The following is a 17,810-nucleotide window of genomic DNA, read 5'->3' as shown; positions in this document are numbered from 1 at the left end:
ATTTGAAAACCATGAAGGAAGTTAGTCTGGTTATAACAAGTTGCGGAAGGTTTGACTTATTAAAAAGAACATTGGACAGTTTTTTTGAAAAAAATACATATCCGATAAAAGAGATAATAATAACCGAAGACAGCACCGAAGGAAAAAAACTTAAAAAACTGATTGCAGAATATGAAACAGGCGAAAATAAGCCGAATTTTAATTTGATAATTAATGAAGTAAGAGAAGGACAGCTGAAATGTATAGATAAAGCATATAATGAAGTAAAAACCGAATATGTATTTCATTGTGAAGATGACTGGGTGTTTTTGAAAGGCGGATTTATAGAAAAATCCTTAAGTCTGCTTGAAGAAAATCCGCATCTGCTTTTAGTAGGTTTAAGAGCCAAAGAAGATTTCAGAGAAGATTTTTTCAAGGATAAGGAATATGTCGCAGGAAACGGAGAAACTTATTATGAAGTTAAAGATGAGATTTTTACATATAATCCGGGACTTCGTAAAAAAGAAGTCTGCGATTTGTTCGGTTCTCACGAAAGATTAAAAGATCAGCTGTACGAAATGGCATTGTCCGAATTTTATAAAAAGAAAGACTACAGAACGGTTTATCTTAAAGAAAAATATGTAGAACATATAGGAGATAAAAGACATGTTCATTTCAGAAGAAAAGGAGAAAATTCTATCCTGAATTTTAAAATGGACAGAATGATAAAAAAAGTAAGATATACCGTGTTAAAGTTGTTAGGAAAAGTAAAATAGATAAAAGCGGTAAAAAAGGAGAAAAAATGTTCAAAAGTAAATCTCTCGTTTGTATGATGTACCATAATGTGTTTTTGGAGAAAACAGAGGGAATTATATGCAAAGATGAATTTGAAAAACATATGAGTTATGTAAAAGACAAAAAGTCTTTTAAAATGGAAGAAGTGGAAAAACTGAATTTTAGGTTACCTGAAAATTCAATGCTTGTAACTTTTGATGACGGATATAAAAATACTTATACTGTTGCATATCCGATACTTAAAAAATACAATATAAAAGCAACAATTTTTCTGAATACGAAATACATAAATAATGACGATGCTTATTTAACATGGGATGAAATAAGGGAGATGTATAACAGCGGTCTGGTAGATTTTCAGATGCATACTCATTCTCATTGTCCTGTTATAAGAAAACTTCAGGTAAAAGGTTTTTTTGATGAAAATGTAAATGAATTTGTGCGAAGGGAAAGCCTTTCTATTTATAAAAACGGTTTAATCGGAAAAGAAAGAGAAAAAGAGATATATTTTAAAGACTTTGATTTTGAAGGATTACCTATATTCAAGGTGAGAAGCCAGATAGCTATAAAAGGAATGAAATTAAAAGAAGGATTTATAGAAAAATACAGAGAAATAGAGAAAAATAAAGAGTTTCAGAATATGTCTGTGAATGAAAGAAAAAAATATTTGAATAATATATTTTCCAAGAGAAAAAATGAGTTTTTTGAAGAATATACTCAGGAAGAATTTGATAAAAGAGTGGAATTTGAAATAAAAGAAAATAAAAAACAGATTGAAGAAAAACTGGATAAAAAAGTCAGTTTTTTAGCTTATCCATGGGGACATAGATATACAGGAGACATAAAAAAACTGGAAGATTTGGGAGTAAAAAACTTTGTTTTGACAACGGAAACTGTCAATAACAGAAATATGAATAATAAAAAGATTTGCAGAATTAACGGAGATGACTTTAAGGAATATGACAAATTTTTAAAAGAAATGAAGTTGTCTGAAAATTACTATTTGGCTTTACTCGTAAGTAAATTCAGATAACGAAATATACATAAGATAAAGAGGAAGGATAGAAATGAAGTTATTAAAGAATGACGATATAGAAACCGTAAAAAAGTTAAAAAAATATCTTAAAAAGTACTATGTTATTATTATAGCGAATATACTGCTCGCAATGGTATCTTCGGCGGTTACAGTATCGCCTGCAGGATTTATAAAGAGGTTTATTGATAAAGGGATAATAGGAAAAAATGAAAAAGATATACTTTATGCGGCTGGAACAATGATTATGTTAGCTGTAGTAAGCGGATTTTTAGTATATTGGAACACCGTGCTTGCAGGAAAAATATCATCTTCAATTTATAAAGATATAGTAGATGATATATATGTCAAAGTACAGTCACTGGATATGGAATATTTTTCAAGAACAAAAGTAGGAGAGTTAATGGTAAAGGTATTAAATGATCCTGCCAATGTAAATTCATTTATTTTAGATACTTTTGAATTTTTAAAGTATTTTTTTACGGCTATATTTTATTTATTATTTGCGATTTACACAGACTGGAAACTTACTTTAGGAATACTTGTTGTAGCTCCTATCTTAATGGTAACTGTAAAGAGATACTCAAGAAGACTGAAAGTCGCGGGAAAAGCAAGACAGGAAGCTACAGGGACATTAAATTCAAAATTACAGGAAACATTATCGGGAATTAGGGTTATAAGAGCTTTTGCAACAGAAAAAGAAGAAATAAGGGATTTTAAAAGAAAAAGTTTTGAACTGAAAAAAGTTGTATTAAAAAGCGTGGGATATAATGCCAAATCAAACTCAATTTCAGAAGCATTAAATTATATAATGATGGCAGTATTACTTTTATTCGGAGGATACAGAATATTACGGGCAAGAAGCTTTACATCGGGAGATTTTATGGCAATAGTAGTGGCTATAGGTTCAATGTATACTCCTGTAAGAAGAAGTGCAAATATTTTTAACTCTTTGAGCTCCAATATATCTTCAATAGGAAGAATATTTGAAATCCTTGATGAAGAGCCTGAAATAACTGATAAACCGAATTGTATCAAATTTGAAGAATTTACAAAAGATATTTCTTTTGTAAATGTAGGGTTTCATTATAAAGACAGCGATGAAAAAATTCTTAAAAATATAAATCTTATTGCCAAAAAGGGAGAAACAGTGGCCCTTGTAGGAAATTCCGGAGGAGGGAAATCTACATTGGTAAATCTTATACCGAGATTTTTCGATGTAAGTGAAGGGGAATTGAAAATTGACGGAATAAATATAAAAGATTATCAGATAATGAGTTTGAGAAAGAAAATAGGTATAGTTCCACAGGAAACTTTTTTATTCGGAGGAACTGTATTTGAAAATATAAAATACGGAAATCAGGATGCTACAACAGAAGAAGTAATAGAAGCAGCTAAAAAAGCCAATGCACATAATTTTATAGAAAATCTTGAAAAAGGCTATGAAACGGAAATAGGAGAAAGAGGAGTTAAACTGTCCGGTGGGCAGAAACAGAGAATCTCCATTGCAAGAGCAATACTTAAAAATCCTAAAATACTTATTTTAGATGAGGCGACAAGTGCCCTTGATAACGAATCCGAACAGCTTGTTCAGGATGCATTGGAAAAACTGATGAAAGGAAAAACTACGTTTGTTATCGCACACAGACTTTCTACAATAATTAACAGCGATAAAATAGTAGTAGTACAGCATGGAGAAATAAAAGAAATCGGAACACATGATGAATTAATAGAAAAAGCAGGTATTTATGAATCTCTTTATAAAAAAAGTTTTAAAAATTAAAAACAGGGACTGAAAAATAAAACATTAATCTAACTGATTTCAAAAAAAATAATGATATATTTGTTTGTACAAATCATAAAGGCGGAAATTTTTGTTGATTTGAATAAGAAAACGGAGGAATAAAATGAGAAATTTGAAAAAAATAATATTATTTTTAGGAGCGGTGTCTCTTGTAGCATTCGGAGCGACTAATTTTAAAAAGACTGAAAAAAAAGTAAAAGCCGAAAATGAAACGACGACTACGGTAATTACAAATACTGAAGAAAATAAAAAAGAAGAAACTCCATCATCTTCGGAAAATTCTGAAAGTAAAGAAAACGAAGATAAAAATCAAAACGGCACAAAAGTTATAAAAAAATCGGATACGAAAAAAGAAGAAAAAGCCGTGAAAAAATCCGATAAAAAAACTGAAGGAAAACAGACAGTGCAAAATGAAACGAAAACTGTAAAAGAAGAAGTAAAAAAATCGGAAACAGAAGAAACTCAAAAGAAACCTGCGGTAAATAAAACAAATACCGAGAAAAAAGAAAAGGAAAGAGCTTCTTCGAGCAAATAGGAGAAAAATGGAAAAGCTTTATAAAGTTCAGACAAGATTTCTTTTTCATTCAAATATAAAAATAAAAATACCCGACGAATACGAAGATAATATTTTTGATGAATTATTTTCAGTTTTGGAGAAAGTAAATAAAAACTATAATTCCTACTCACAAGGATCTTTTATTGACAGAATAAATAAAAATGCCGGAAATTTTGTGAAAGTAGATGATGAAACAATAAAAATGCTGGAAAAAATAATATATTTTTCTGATATATTAAGAGGAGAATACGATATTACAATAATGCCTCTCATAAGATTGTGGGGATTTTATAAAGAAAATCCTGAAACAGTTCCCGATAAAAAAGAAATTGAAAAAATAAAGCAGCTTGTAAATTATAAAAAAATAGAAATAGACAAAATTAATAATAAAGTAAAGATAGAAGCCGGTCAGGAAATAGTAACCGGCTCTTTTATCAAATCTTATGCGATAGACAGTCTGGGTAAAAAAATGCGGGAAAAAGGAATAACAGATGCTGTTATAAATGCAGGGGGGAGCAGCATTCTTTCAATAAACGACAAAGAAAATCAGTCCCTCGGAATTATAGTTGAAAATCCTGAAAATGAAAAAGAAATTGAAAAAGATAAAAACGGTTATCCTGTAAAAATAACCGATAGAAAATATAAAGGCAAAGATGAGTATAATGACTTGTTTGATATAGAAATCTCAAATGAGGCATATTCGACTTCCAATCAGATAAATACTTACATAGAGATAAACGGAGAAAAATACGGTCATATAATAAGCCCAAAAACAGGTTATCCGAGTAAAAACAAACAAATAGGAATTATAACGGAAGATGCTTTTATAGGAGATATAATTTCTACAGGGCTGTTTAATCAGACGCCTGAAATATTTTCCGAAATAATAAAAGAGTTATCAAAAGAAATGAAAATCGAAGGATATTTAATTACTTTCGACGGGAAAATACATTATTCGGAAAAATTTTTAAATTATGTGGATATTTAATATGAATTTATGGAGAGAAAAGAGAAATAAGAGGTAGTAAATGAAAAACATTGTAAACGAAAAAATGAAAATTGATTCTATGAAACATGTAACAAAAAAAATGAACTTAGCGATAATGGAAGATCCGGAATATTTTTATGTTCCTTTATCCCAACATATAGGACAGATTTCATCTGAAATTGTTAAAAAAGGCGATTATGTAAAACAATATCAAAAAATAGGAGAAATACAGGGAAATGTTTCAGCTGCAGTTCATTCGCCGATTTCGGGAGTTGTAGAAGAAATTATTGAAAATCCTGTAGTAAACGGTAACAAAGTAAAAACTGTAAAAATAAGAAATGATTTTAAATATAATTCAGAAAATATGGAAAAAAGGGCGATGGAAAGTCTTTCCGAATATACGAAAAGAGAAATACTGGACGTCATAAAAGAAAGCGGAATAGTAGGAGAAGGGGGAGCACAGTTTCCCACTTATGTAAAGTACGACATAGGAGATAAAGTTGTAGATACTTTTATTTTAAACGGGTCCGAGTGTGAACCTTATTTAACAGCAGATTACACAATAATGAACGAATGGACGGAACAGTTTTTTGACGGAATAAAAATTGTCGAAAAATTACTTAATCCTAAAAAAACAGTAATCGGAATAGAAGAGGAAAATCGTGAACTCGTTGAAAGATTTTCCGAAGTTTCCCGAAAGAAAAATATGACAAATATTGAAATTTGTGTACTGCCCACGGCATATCCCCAAGGAAGTGAACTGCAGCTTATAAAAACAATAACGGGAAAAGAAATAAAAAAAGGAAATCTACCTGTAAATTATGGAGTTGTAGTAAGTAATGTAGGGACTGTAAAATCTGTATATGATGCCTTTATTGAAGGAAAACCTTTAATTGAAAGAGTAGTTACAATATCAGGCGAAAAGACTGAAGAAAAAGGAAACTATCTTATTAAAACAGGAACGCCTTTAGGTCATATTATAGAAAAAATAAATCCTGAAAAAGATGCAAAAATAATCTTCGGGGGACCTATGATGGGAGAAGAAGTAAAGGATATGAATGTTCCTGTTATAAAGGGTACATCGGGAATACTTTTTCTATCGGGGAATATTGATAATATCGAAAGAAATAACTGTATTTCATGCGGATACTGTGTGGATGCGTGTCCTATGGGGCTTATGCCTATGAAATTTGAAGAAATATACAGAAAAGGAAAATATAAAAAACTGGTAAAACTGAATCTTGATATGTGTATTGAATGCGGGGCGTGTGAATATTCCTGTCCGTCAAGAGTTCCTCTTATAAAAAGTATAAAAGAAGGTAAAGGAATGTTAAGAGAAATGAGAGCCAAAGGGGGAATAAAATAATGGAAAAAGTATTGAATTTAAAGACATACACCCCTCATATAAGAGTAAACGACAGTGTTACAAAAGTAATGTCCGATGTTGTTCTGGCACTGCTTCCGTCAATAGTTGTTTCGTACATTGTATACGGGATAACACCGATTCTTGTGATTTTAACTTCTGTAATGAGTGCTTTACTTTCCGAATGGATATTTTCTGCAGTATTTTTTAAAAAACATAATTCAGTAAATGATGTTTCAGGAATTGTAACGGGAATACTTTTAGGGCTTACACTTGCTCCTTTTACTCCGCTTTATGTAGTGGCTTTCGGAGCTTCTATGGCAGTCATATTCGGAAAGCTTATATACGGAGGATTGGGAAGAAATGTTTTTAATCCTGCATTGGTAGGAAGAGAATTTATGACAGTATTTTTTCCCACTGTGATGTCGTCGGGAGCTATATGGTTTAACGAATCGGCACTGAAAATTTCGGAAATAAAGATTTTTAAATATTTTGGAGATACTCCTTTATTTAATTACCTTGATAAAACAATATTAAATTCTTCGGGTGCAATAGGAGAGTTTTCGATATTTTTCCTTGTAATCGGAGGAATATATCTGCTTATGAAAGACAGAATATCGTGGCATATACCTGTTTCAATGTTTGTTGTTATATTTTCGGGATTATATTTAATGAGTGTAATCGGGGTAGATGTAAATCACTCTATAGGAGGACTTATGCTCGGAGGAATATTCATGGCAACGGATATGCCGTCAAGTCCTTCAAACAACGCAGGTAAAATATATTACGGAGCAATGATTGGAATAGCAGTTATTATATGCTGGTCGCAAAATATAAAATTTGAATATCTGTCGTATTCCATATTGACATTAAACGCATTTGCAGAGCCTGTAAATTACATATTCAGACCGAAAGTGTTCGGCGGAAACGGTGTGCTTGGAGGAAGGATTCTGAAAGGTACAGGTCTTACTTTAATCATCGTATTTACAGTATTTTTATTGACTGTGCTTCATAATGCAGGCTTCATTCCGTATCTGCTTTTTATTTACATTTTTTATACTGTAATAAAATTAATATTGTCAAAAGAGATAAAATAGTATATGATAATAAAGCTTAAGGCAGTAAGAAATTTGGAAAAAAGAAAGAGATATGAAAAATGAATAACTTAAAGTTTTTAAAAGAGATAGACGGAAACCTTTTAAAATCTGAAAACAAAATCTACCGAGGAGCAATTCCTTGGATTTTGTTGTCTTCGGAGGATAAAAAAATAATCTATGTGTCTACATCAAACAGAAATTTGGAAAATTACTATGACATGCTCGAAAATTATAAAACTGACGGAAAAAATATATCCATGTTTGAAAATATTTCCAGCAGCAAAGAAGATTTGACGGGAATAAATATAGAATTACTTGATATACTGAGAAATAGAGATAATTTTATATTATTTCTAAATTTGCAGATAACACTTGATGTATTTTTTGAAAAAGTAAATCTGCTGAATTTTAAAATAGGAAATACTTATAAATTTTCGGACATCACGAAATTTTTGACAGAAAACGGATATACCCAATCTTATTTAATAGAAAAAAAGGGAGAATACAGTAAAAGAGGAGATATTATAGATATATTTCCTCCTAATGCCGAAAATCCGGTAAGATTGGAATTTTTTGATGACGAACTTGAAAGTATAAGAGAATTTGATATTAATTCCCAAAGATCTGTTGATAAAAAAGAAGAAGTAAAAATATTCGGAAATGTGCTTTCAGGAAATAATTACGAACTTGTGGAATTAATTGAGGAATTAAAAAAAGATGACGTAATAATAGTAATGGAAAACGAAGAACTTCTCAATTATAAAATGGAAGAGTTCATTTTGATAGACAGGGAAAAAGAAAATACTTACAGAAAAAGATATGAAAATCTGAAAAGAAAAAGTATGATACTGGAAACTGTAAACTTTACGGAAGAACAGCTTGAAACCTTTAAAAAAAGGGATAAGTTGGGGAAACTGTCTGAGAAAAAAAGTGTACAGATATACACAAAAAATTATGAAAAAAAGCTGAGAGAATATAAAGATTTTGAAAAAATAGATATAATCGGATACGAGCTTTTTGAAGGATTTATCACAAAAGATACCTTTGTACTGACCGACAGAGAAATCGACGGATATATTTACGAGAAAAAAAGAAAAAATAATAAAGCTGTGAAATACAAAAAAGTAAATCAGATACTGATAGACGATTATGTAATTCATGTTCAGTACGGAGTCGGCATATATAAAGGGATAGAAACTATGGAAGAAAGGGACTATCTGAAAATAAAATATGCCGATGAGGATATTCTTTATATTCCTGTGGAAAAACTGGACAGACTTGAAAAATATATTTCTTACGGTGAGGAGCCTAAGTTATACAAACTTGGAACGAGAGGATTTAAAAAGAAAAGGCAGAAACTGGCAGAAGATATAGAAAAATTTGCTGCAGAATTGATAAAAATACAGGCTCAAAGACAAAGTCAAAACGGATTTGTTTACGGGAAAGATACTGTGTGGCAGGAAGAATTTGAAGCTCAATTTCCTTTTGAAGAAACTGAAGATCAGAAAAAAGCTATAAATGATGTGAAAAAGGATATGGAAGGTCCTTATATAATGGACAGAATTGTGTGCGGAGATGTAGGATACGGAAAAACCGAAGTTGCTATGAGAGCAGCATTTAAAGCTATAGAAAATTCAAGACAGGTAGCATTGATAGCTCCGACAACTGTTTTAGCCGAACAGCATTATAAAAGATTTATGCAAAGATATGAAAATTATCCTGTTACAATAGAAAATCTGTCAAGATTGACCCAAAGCAAATCAAAAGAAATACTTAAAAACATGAAAAATGGTGTTACCGATTTGGTTATAGGGACTCACAGATTACTGAGCGAAGATGTGGAATTTAATAATTTGGGACTTTTAATAATAGACGAAGAACAGAAATTCGGAGTAAAAGCCAAAGAAACCATAAAGAAAAAGCGTCAGAAAGTTGATGTTTTAACACTCACTGCGACACCCATACCTAGAACACTGAATATGGCACTGTTGGGAATAAGAGAAATCTCGGTAATAGACACTCCGCCTACAAACCGATTGCCGATTATAACAGAAGTAGAGGACTGGGAAGAGGAGGTTGTGAAAAAAGCTATATTAAAAGAGCTTTCGAGAGATGGTCAAGTATTTTATATTTATAACGATGTAAAAAGTATGAAATACAAAATAGAAGAATTGAGAAAAATACTACCTGATTTTGTTAAGATAGAGTTTATTCACGGACAGCTTTTACCTAAAGAGATTAAGGACAAGATAAGAAGATTTGAACAGGGAGAGTTCGATATACTTCTTGCTTCTACAATTATCGAAAACGGAATAGATATACCGAATGCAAATACTATTTTAATAGAAAACTTTAATGCTTTAGGGCTTTCTCAGGTTTATCAGCTGAGAGGACGAGTGGGAAGAAGTAACAGACAGGGATATTGCTATCTTCTTAAAACGAGAACAGCCACAAAAAAAGGGCAGAAAAAAGAAGAAAGTATGCAAAAAGTCGAAGGAATAAAATCGGGTGGTTTCCAAATTTCGATGGAAGACCTTAAAATAAGAGGTGCAGGAGAAATTTTAGGAGAAAAACAGCACGGAACAATAGAAACTTTCGGTTATGATCTTTATTTGAAAATGCTGAACGAAGAAATAAAAAAACAGAAAGGAGAATACAGAGAAAAAACCGAAAATGTGGAGATAATTTTAAAAGAAAAAGGATTTATTCCTGAAAATTATATCGAAAAAGAAGAAAGACTGAATATATATAAAAGATTTGCTATATTGGAAACGTTTGAAGAACTGGACGAACTTGTAAATGAAATAAAAGACAGATTCGGAAAAATACCTTCTGAAATGAAAAAATTCATATTAAATATAAAATTCAAAATATTTGCAGAAACAAACGGTATTCAAATAATAGAAGAAAAAAGAGAGGTTTACAGATTATCCTTTATTGAAAATGTTTCGGAAAATATAATTTCGGATTTGGAGCAGGAACTTGAGATGAAAGAAGTTATTCAAATGCCGATTTTTGAGGATGGCAATAAAATCAAAGGAAAAGAAGTTACCGTGCAGGAAACATTTATAATAAAAGAAGTGGGTAAAAAAGAATTATTGGAATACCTGAATAAATAAATATGAAAAAAAGTAAAATATAATCCGAGTAAGATAAAATAACAGTTAAAAAAATGAAAGAAGGGATATTAATGAAAAAAACAGGATTATTAACGATGCTGTGTATGCTCGTATTATCTGTTGTGTCTTTTGCTGAAACAACAGTAAATACAGTAAAATTTCCTAAGGGAATAAAAAATATTACAGCTGTAACCGAAGTGTTCGGTACAGGGCAAAAATTGACAGGGGTAATAATAGAATATAATACAGCAGTTAAAAACGATAAATTGACAAAAGAAACTTTTGAAGTAACAGACCGAACAATAACAAATGTCTATGCAAATAACAAAGCTGAAAAAACAAAGTCAGGAAAAAACGGAAGATTTGTCATAATAGAGCTGAATCCGTCAGATGAAAAAGCACAGTTGTTTATAAAAGCGAATAATATTCTGGAAGCAAAAGTACAGGTAAAACAGGCGAAAGATATTTCTACAGTAAATGGAAAAATAGCTAAGGCATATTCAGAAACTTTAACTAATAACAAAATTCAAAATCTTGTAGTAGATAATTTCAAACAGTTTGAATATAAAGATCCTAAAACAGGAACAACCGTAAAATATAACCTTTATATACCGAAAAATTACAATAAAAATAAAAAATACCCGATGGTAATGTTTATACATGATGCAGGACCTTTAAGTGAAAATACTGAAACAACGTTGTTACAGGGAAACGGAGCGACTGTTTGGGCAACACCCGAAGAACAGGCAAAACATGAAGCGTTTGTATTGGCTCCTCAATATTCTCAGAAAGTTGTAGACGATAACGGAAATTATACGACCGATTTGGAAGCTACAGTTAATCTTATTAGAGATTATTTAGTAAAAAATTACAGTATCGATACGAACAGACTTTATACGACAGGTCAATCAATGGGGGGAATGATGTCCATAGTAATGAACTTTAAATATCCCGATTTGTTTGCAGGATCATATTTTGTAGCCTGTCAATGGGGTGCAAGTTTAACTGCTCCGATGGCTAAAAATAATATGTGGACAGTAGTTTCCACAGGAGATTCAAAAGCCTTCCCGGGATGGAATGCAATTGTTGAGGTATTAGCTCAAAATGGAGGAATAGTGGCAAAAGATGCATGGAGAGGAGATTATACAGCAGAGCAGTTTAAAGAAGGAGTTTCAAAAGTATTAGCCGAAAATCCTAAAGCAAATATAAAATATACAACTCTTGAAAAAGGGACGTTGCCGGCATTACAGGCAGGAAATCCGGGGTCTGAGCATATGGCAACATGGAAAACGGCTTATAATATAGAAGGAATAAGAGACTGGCTGTTTAAACAAAAAAAGAATAAATAATAAATGAGATTATTCTCCCGCACTTGCATATAAATTGCACTTGGCGGGAGAATTTTATTAGAGATAATTACAATACGAAAAATATTATATGTAAAATATAAGATTTTTATAATTTTTAACAAAGAAACTGCTGTTTTTTAAACACGATGAGAAATAAAAATCAAAAAAAATTAAGTATACCAAAGCCTTTTAAAACAAAGGTTATAGAAAGAAAAAACAAAATAAAAATAAAAAAAGTAAAAAAACCGCTTGACAAAGGGTAATAAATTTGGTAATATAATTTTTGTCAATTACGGGAGTGTAGTTGGCGAGGACAATGAAAACATGAGAAGAAGAAGCAAAGATGTGAAAAGATGAAATAATGGTGAAATAAAGGAAATATAGAGATATATTGAATGAAGAGTTTGATCCTGGCTCAGGATGAACGCTGACAGAATGCTTAACACATGCAAGTCGATGGGGAAGAATTAACTTGTTAATTTGGTAACCATGGCGGACGGGTGAGTAACGCGTAAAGAACTTACCTTTCAGACTGGGATAACAGAGGGAAACTTCTGATAAGACCGGATATAATTAATTGATTGCATGAGAGATTAATGAAAAGAGATGCTGAAAGAGAGCTTTGCGTCCTATTAGCTAGTTGGTAAGGTAATGGCTTACCAAGGCGATGATAGGTAGCCGGCCTGAGAGGGTGGACGGCCACAAGGGGACTGAGATACGGCCCTTACTCTTACGGGAGGCAGCAGTGGGGAATATTGGACAATGGAGGAGACTCTGATCCAGCAATTCTGTGTGCACGAAGAAGGTTTTCGGATTGTAAAGTGCTTTCAGTGGGGAAGAAGGAAGTGACGGTACCCACAGAAGAAGCGACGGCTAAATACGTGCCAGCAGCCGCGGTAATACGTATGTCGCGAGCGTTATCCGGAATTATTGGGCATAAAGGGCATCTAGGCGGACGATCAAGTCAGGGGTGAAAACTTGCGGCTCAACTGTAAGCTTGCCTTTGAAACTGATTGTCTAGAGTATTGGAAAGGTGGGCGGAACTACACGAGTAGAGGTGAAATTCGTAGATATGTGTAGGAATGCCGATGATGAAGATAGCTCACTGGACGATAACTGACGCTGAAGTGCGAAAGCTAGGGGAGCGAACAGGATTAGATACCCTGGTAGTCCTAGCTGTAAACGATGATCACTGGGTGTGGGCAGGAAGACTGTCTGTGCCGAAGCAAATGCGATAAGTGATCCGCCTGGGGAGTACGACCGCAAGGTTGAAACTCAAAGGAATTGACGGGGACCCGCACAAGCGGTGGAGCATGTGGTTTAATTCGACGCAACGCGAGGAACCTTACCAGATCTTGACATCCTACGAACATGTATGAGGATACATGGTGCCTTCGGGAACGTAGAGACAGGTGGTGCATGGCTGTCGACAGCTCGTGTCGTGAGATGTTGGGTTAAGTCCCGCAACGAGCGCAACCCTTATCGTTAGTTACCATCATTAAGTTGGGGACTCTAGCGAGACTGCCTGCGAAGAGCAGGAGGAAGGTGGGGATGACGTCAAGTCATCATGCCCCTTATGATCTGGGCTACACACGTGCTACAATGGGCAGTACAAAGAGGAGCGAGATAGTGATATGGAGCGAATCTTGAAAGCTGTTCTAAGTTCGGATTGAAGTCTGCAACTCGACTTCATGAAGTTGGAATCGCTAGTAATCGCAAATCAGCAATGTTGCGGTGAATACGTTCTCGGGTCTTGTACACACCGCCCGTCACACCACGAGAGTTGTTTGCACCTGAAGTTACTGGTCTAACTTAGGAGGAAGGTACCTAAGGTGTGAATAGTGATTGGGGTGAAGTCGTAACAAGGTATCCGTACCGGAAGGTGCGGATGGATCACCTCCTTTCTAAGGAGAAAAGAAAACATCTTTCTTCTTCTTGTGTTTAAATAAAGTCTAAAAAGGACAATGAGAAATGAATAGTAGGTAAAAGAGTTACAATGAAAAAAGCGAAATAAGGGCACACGGAGGATGCCTAGGCAACTAAAGCCGAAGAAGGACGTGATAAGCTGCGAAAAGCTATGTTAAGGTGCAAGTAACCGCAATAGACATAGATATCCGAATGGGAGAACCTGTATACTGGGAGAGTATACACGAGAGAGGTAAGTCCGTGAACTGAAACATCTAAGTAGCGGGAGGAAAAGAAAGTAAAAACGATTCTCTAAGTAGCGGCGAGCGAACGGGGAAGAGCCTAAACCATGTATGTGTAGAAGTTGGCGACGTTGCATATATGGGGTAGAGGGATATAGAATGAACAGATAGCCATAAAGTTTAAGTTATGTTGTATGAAGCGGAATTAGTTGGGAAGCTAAACCGAAGAAGGTGACAGTCCTGTATAGTGTAAGTATGATATAATGATAGATATAATCCCGAGTAGCATCGAACACGAGGAATTTGGTGTGAATCAGCGTGGACCAAATCACGTAAGGCTAAATACTTTAGTTGACCGATAGAGGAGAGTACCGTGAGGGAAAGGTGAAAAGAACCCTGAGCAAGGGAGTGAAAAAGAATTTGAAACCGTGTGCTTACAAGCGGTAGGAGCACAGAAATGTGTGACTGCGTGGATTTTGGTTAATCATCCTGCGAGTTATGATATGTGGCGAGGTTAAGTAAGCGGAGCCGAAGGGAAACCGAGTCTTAATAGGGCGACAAGTCGCATATCATAGACGCGAAACCTAGTGATCTAGGCCTGTCCAGGTTGAAGCTGGGGTAAGACTCAGTGGAGGACCGAACTCACCGCCGTTGAAAAGTTGGGAGATGAGATAGGTTTAGGGGTGAAAAGCCAATCGAACTAGGAGATAGCTCGTTCTCTCCGAAATGCATTTAGGTGCAGCCTTAATTTAGATATGTGGGGGTAGAGCACTGTATGATCTAGGGGGCATATAGCTTACCGAAATCAAGCAAACTACGAATACCATATATTGATGATTAGGAGTGAGTCTATGGATGACAAGGTCCATGGACGAGAGGGAAACAACCCAGACCACCGGCTAAGGTCCCAAATTATGTCTAAGTGGGAAAGGAGGTGGATATTCATAGACAACCAGGAGGTTGGCTTAGAAGCAGCCATACCTTAAAAGAGTGCGTAATAGCTCACTGGTCGAGAGTATCTGCGCCGAAGATATAACGGGGCTAAGACATAAACCGAAGCTGTGGAATTAGAGTAATCTAATTGGTAGGAGAGCGTTCTGTAGGCCGAAGAAGGTGTACTGGAAGGTATATTGGAGGTATCAGAAGTGAGAATGCAGGAATGAGTAGCGAGAAGGATGGTGAGAATCCATCCGGCCGGAAGTCCAAGGTTTCCAGGGGAAGGTTTGTCCGCCCTGGGGGAGTCGGGACCTAAGCAGAGGCTAAGGAGCGTATGCGAATGGAAAATAGGTTAATATTCCTATACCACTATAATCGTTATTAGAGAAGGAGTGACGCAGGAAGGTATGTAAGAAGACTGACGGAATAGTCTTTCTAAGGGAGTAGCATGAATATATAGGCAAATCCGTATATTTAAATGTGAGACCTGATGGGTAAGTACCATATGGTATAAGTTACAGATCCTACACTGCCGAGAAAAACTTCTATCGAGAGAAGTAGTGCCCGTACTGAAAACCGACACAGGTGGACAGAGTGAGAAACTTAAGGCCGACAGGATAACTCTAGCTAAGGAACTCTGCAAAATAGCCCCGTAACTTCGGGAGAAGGGGTACCTAATATACTTGAGTGGAGAGACACCACGAGGGGAAATAGGTCGCAGTGAAGAGTCCCAAGCAACTGTTTACCAAAAACACAGGTCTATGCTAAGCTGAAAGGCGACGTATATGGGCTGACACCTGCCCAGTGCCGGAAGGTTAAGAGGAGGATTGAGAGATTCGAATTGAAGCCCCGGTGAACGGCGGCCGTAACTATAACGGTCCTAAGGTAGCGAAATTCCTTGTCGGGTAAGTTCCGACCTGCACGAATGGTGAAATGATTTGGGAGCTGTCTTGGCTGGAGACCTGGTGAAGTTGTAATGTCGGTGAAGATACCGATTACCTGCAGTAGGACGGAAAGACCCCGTGGAGCTTTACTGTAGCTTGGCATTGGGTTTTGGCAATGTGTGTATAGGATAGTTGGGAGACTGAGAAGATAAGGCGTCAGTTTTATCAGAGTCGTCGTTGGAATACCAACCATATGTTGTTGAAATTCTAATCATATATTTGTAGTATATGAGACAGTGCTAGGTGGGCAGTTTGACTGGGGCGGTCGCCTCCAAAAGAGTAACGGAGGCGTTCAAAGGTTCCCTCAGGTTGGATGGAAATCAACCGGAGAGTGCAAACGCAAAAGGGAGCTTGACTGCGAGACTGACGGGTCGAGCAGGTACGAAAGTAGGAGTTAGTGATCCGGCGGTGCTGAATGGAAAGGCCGTCGCTCAACGGATAAAAGCTACCCCGGGGATAACAGGCTGATACTTCCCAAGAGTCCATATCGACGGAAGTGTTTGGCACCTCGATGTCGGCTCGTCTCATCCTGGGGCTGGAGAAGGTCCCAAGGGTTGGGCTGTTCGCCCATTAAAGAGGCACGCGAGCTGGGTTCAGAACGTCGTGAGACAGTTCGGTCCCTATCCACTGCAGGCGTTAGAATATTGAAGAGATCTGTCCTTAGTACGAGAGGACCGGGATGGACAAACCTCTGATGTACCGGTTGTTACGCCAGTAGCATGGCCGGGTAGTCACGTTTGGAAGGGATAATCGCTGAAAGCATCTAAGTGAGAAGCCCACTTTAAGATGAGTATTCTTTAAGTAACCATCGAGAACAGGTGGTGATAGGCTGGAGGTGTAAGTACAGTAATGTATTTAGCTGACCGGTACTAATATTACGTTAGCTTTTTATTTAACTTCTTTTACTACTACTATTTATTTCTCATTGTCTTTATATTCAGTTTGGTGATCTTAGCAACAGGGATACACCCGGTTACATTTCGAACCCGGCAGTTAAGTCTGTTTACGCCTAAAATACTTAGATTTACTTCTAGGGAAAATCGGTAATCGCCAAACTTTTTTATTACTTGAATGAGTTTTCTTTTACTGGGAAGACTCTTTTTTTAATTTTTTTCTTTATTTTGACTTTTCTTTTTGGTATACTTATATTATACGGATAAAATAAATTTTATTTAAAGGTGAGTTTATGCAAGAAAATATTAAAATTGATATGGGTATTATGTCGATTTTTAAGATGATGAAGAATGTAAAAAAACTTTATTTCAAATCTCAAAGTCTAAGTAATTCATGCATGGATTGGAATTATATGGGAATCGGAACAGTGGAATTGACTCTTGATTATAATAAACTTTATTTTTCAGAAGAGATAATACTTGATAATAATGCTAAATATATTGATAAAAAGATGTGGTATTTTCATGATTCTTTCATTGAATTTTATCATTATAGGAACGAGAAATATGAGAAAATATTTGAGTTCAGCATAAGAAATAATAAGTTTGTACTGAAAGAGAAATATGAGTGTCAACCGGATGTGTATTACGGTGCATTAAGTGTATTGGAAGATAAAATATTCTTTACTATGAATATTAGAGGAATGAGAAAAGACGAATTACTGGAATATATATATTTCCCTGATGATAATATGGAACAGGATTCATAATAAAAATTAAAGATATTTGGAGGACAATAAAAATTTT

10 protein-coding genes and 3 rRNA genes are annotated in these 17,810 nt (G+C 34.9%); all 13 read left to right on the top strand.

What is annotated here, in order from left to right:
* Positions 1-11 precede the first annotated feature (11 nt).
* Positions 12-755 (top strand): glycosyltransferase, encoded by a 744-nt coding sequence (locus tag FVE72_RS10855; protein WP_026738331.1) that lies wholly within the window; start codon positions 12-14, stop codon positions 753-755.
* Positions 756-781: 26 nt separating this feature from the next.
* Positions 782-1,807: a polysaccharide deacetylase family protein gene (locus tag FVE72_RS10850; RefSeq protein WP_026738330.1), complete on the top strand. Its 1,026-nt coding sequence runs from the start codon at positions 782-784 to the stop codon at positions 1,805-1,807.
* Between the two features lie 34 nt (positions 1,808-1,841).
* Positions 1,842-3,590: an ABC transporter ATP-binding protein gene (locus tag FVE72_RS10845; RefSeq protein ID WP_026738329.1), complete on the top strand. Its 1,749-nt coding sequence runs from the start codon at positions 1,842-1,844 to the stop codon at positions 3,588-3,590.
* A 124-nt stretch (positions 3,591-3,714) separates the two neighbouring features.
* The gene (locus FVE72_RS10840; protein WP_006806205.1) at positions 3,715-4,146 is read left to right on the top strand and encodes a hypothetical protein; all 432 of its coding nucleotides are present in this window, start codon (positions 3,715-3,717) and stop codon (positions 4,144-4,146) included.
* A 7-nt stretch (positions 4,147-4,153) separates the two neighbouring features.
* Complete coding sequence (locus tag FVE72_RS10835; protein WP_026738328.1) at positions 4,154-5,155, top strand: FAD:protein FMN transferase; 1,002 nt, start codon at positions 4,154-4,156, stop codon at positions 5,153-5,155.
* Positions 5,156-5,195: 40 nt separating this feature from the next.
* On the top strand, positions 5,196-6,521 hold the full coding sequence (rsxC, locus tag FVE72_RS10830; RefSeq protein WP_026738327.1) for an electron transport complex subunit RsxC: 1,326 nt from the start codon (positions 5,196-5,198) through the stop codon (positions 6,519-6,521).
* Positions 6,521-7,615, top strand: coding sequence for an RnfABCDGE type electron transport complex subunit D (locus tag FVE72_RS10825; protein ID WP_026738326.1), 1,095 nt, complete (start codon positions 6,521-6,523; stop codon positions 7,613-7,615). Before rsxC ends, FVE72_RS10825 begins: the two co-directional genes overlap by 1 nt.
* A 59-nt stretch (positions 7,616-7,674) precedes the next feature.
* Positions 7,675-10,734: a transcription-repair coupling factor gene (gene mfd, locus FVE72_RS10820; RefSeq protein ID WP_026738325.1), complete on the top strand. Its 3,060-nt coding sequence runs from the start codon at positions 7,675-7,677 to the stop codon at positions 10,732-10,734.
* Between the two features lie 71 nt (positions 10,735-10,805).
* Complete coding sequence (locus FVE72_RS10815; protein ID WP_026738324.1) at positions 10,806-12,083, top strand: alpha/beta hydrolase-fold protein; 1,278 nt, start codon at positions 10,806-10,808, stop codon at positions 12,081-12,083.
* A gap of 392 nt (positions 12,084-12,475) precedes the next feature.
* A 16S ribosomal RNA gene (locus tag FVE72_RS10810) occupies positions 12,476-13,987 on the top strand.
* A gap of 95 nt (positions 13,988-14,082) precedes the next feature.
* Positions 14,083-17,003 (top strand): 23S ribosomal RNA (locus FVE72_RS10805).
* 48 nt (positions 17,004-17,051) lie between these two features.
* Positions 17,052-17,166: ribosomal RNA gene (gene rrf, locus FVE72_RS10800) — 5S ribosomal RNA — on the top strand.
* Together the 16S, 23S and 5S rRNA genes form the textbook arrangement of a ribosomal RNA operon.
* Positions 17,167-17,296: 130 nt before the next feature.
* Positions 17,297-17,773: a hypothetical protein gene (locus FVE72_RS10795; RefSeq protein ID WP_006806298.1), complete on the top strand. Its 477-nt coding sequence runs from the start codon at positions 17,297-17,299 to the stop codon at positions 17,771-17,773.
* Positions 17,774-17,810: the final 37 nt, after the last annotated feature.

The organism is Pseudoleptotrichia goodfellowii (assembly GCF_007990505.1).
Lineage (GTDB): Bacteria > Fusobacteriota > Fusobacteriia > Fusobacteriales > Leptotrichiaceae > Pseudoleptotrichia > Pseudoleptotrichia goodfellowii.
This window is presented reverse-complemented; position numbering and strand designations above follow the sequence as displayed.

Excerpts from the sequence above, each read along its gene's own strand:
- FVE72_RS10815 (WP_026738324.1), top strand. The coding sequence starts at position 10,806 with ATGAAAAAAACAGGATTATTAACGATGCTGTGTATGCTCGTATTATCT.
- FVE72_RS10795 (WP_006806298.1), top strand. The coding sequence starts at position 17,297 with ATGCAAGAAAATATTAAAATTGATATGGGTATTATGTCGATTTTTAAG.
- FVE72_RS10840 (WP_006806205.1), top strand. The coding sequence starts at position 3,715 with ATGAGAAATTTGAAAAAAATAATATTATTTTTAGGAGCGGTGTCTCTT.
- FVE72_RS10825 (WP_026738326.1), top strand. The coding sequence starts at position 6,521 with ATGGAAAAAGTATTGAATTTAAAGACATACACCCCTCATATAAGAGTA.
- mfd (WP_026738325.1), top strand. The coding sequence starts at position 7,675 with ATGAATAACTTAAAGTTTTTAAAAGAGATAGACGGAAACCTTTTAAAA.
- FVE72_RS10855 (WP_026738331.1), top strand. The coding sequence starts at position 12 with ATGAAGGAAGTTAGTCTGGTTATAACAAGTTGCGGAAGGTTTGACTTA.
- rsxC (WP_026738327.1), top strand. The coding sequence starts at position 5,196 with ATGAAAAACATTGTAAACGAAAAAATGAAAATTGATTCTATGAAACAT.
- FVE72_RS10835 (WP_026738328.1), top strand. The coding sequence starts at position 4,154 with ATGGAAAAGCTTTATAAAGTTCAGACAAGATTTCTTTTTCATTCAAAT.
- FVE72_RS10845 (WP_026738329.1), top strand. The coding sequence starts at position 1,842 with ATGAAGTTATTAAAGAATGACGATATAGAAACCGTAAAAAAGTTAAAA.
- FVE72_RS10850 (WP_026738330.1), top strand. The coding sequence starts at position 782 with ATGTTCAAAAGTAAATCTCTCGTTTGTATGATGTACCATAATGTGTTT.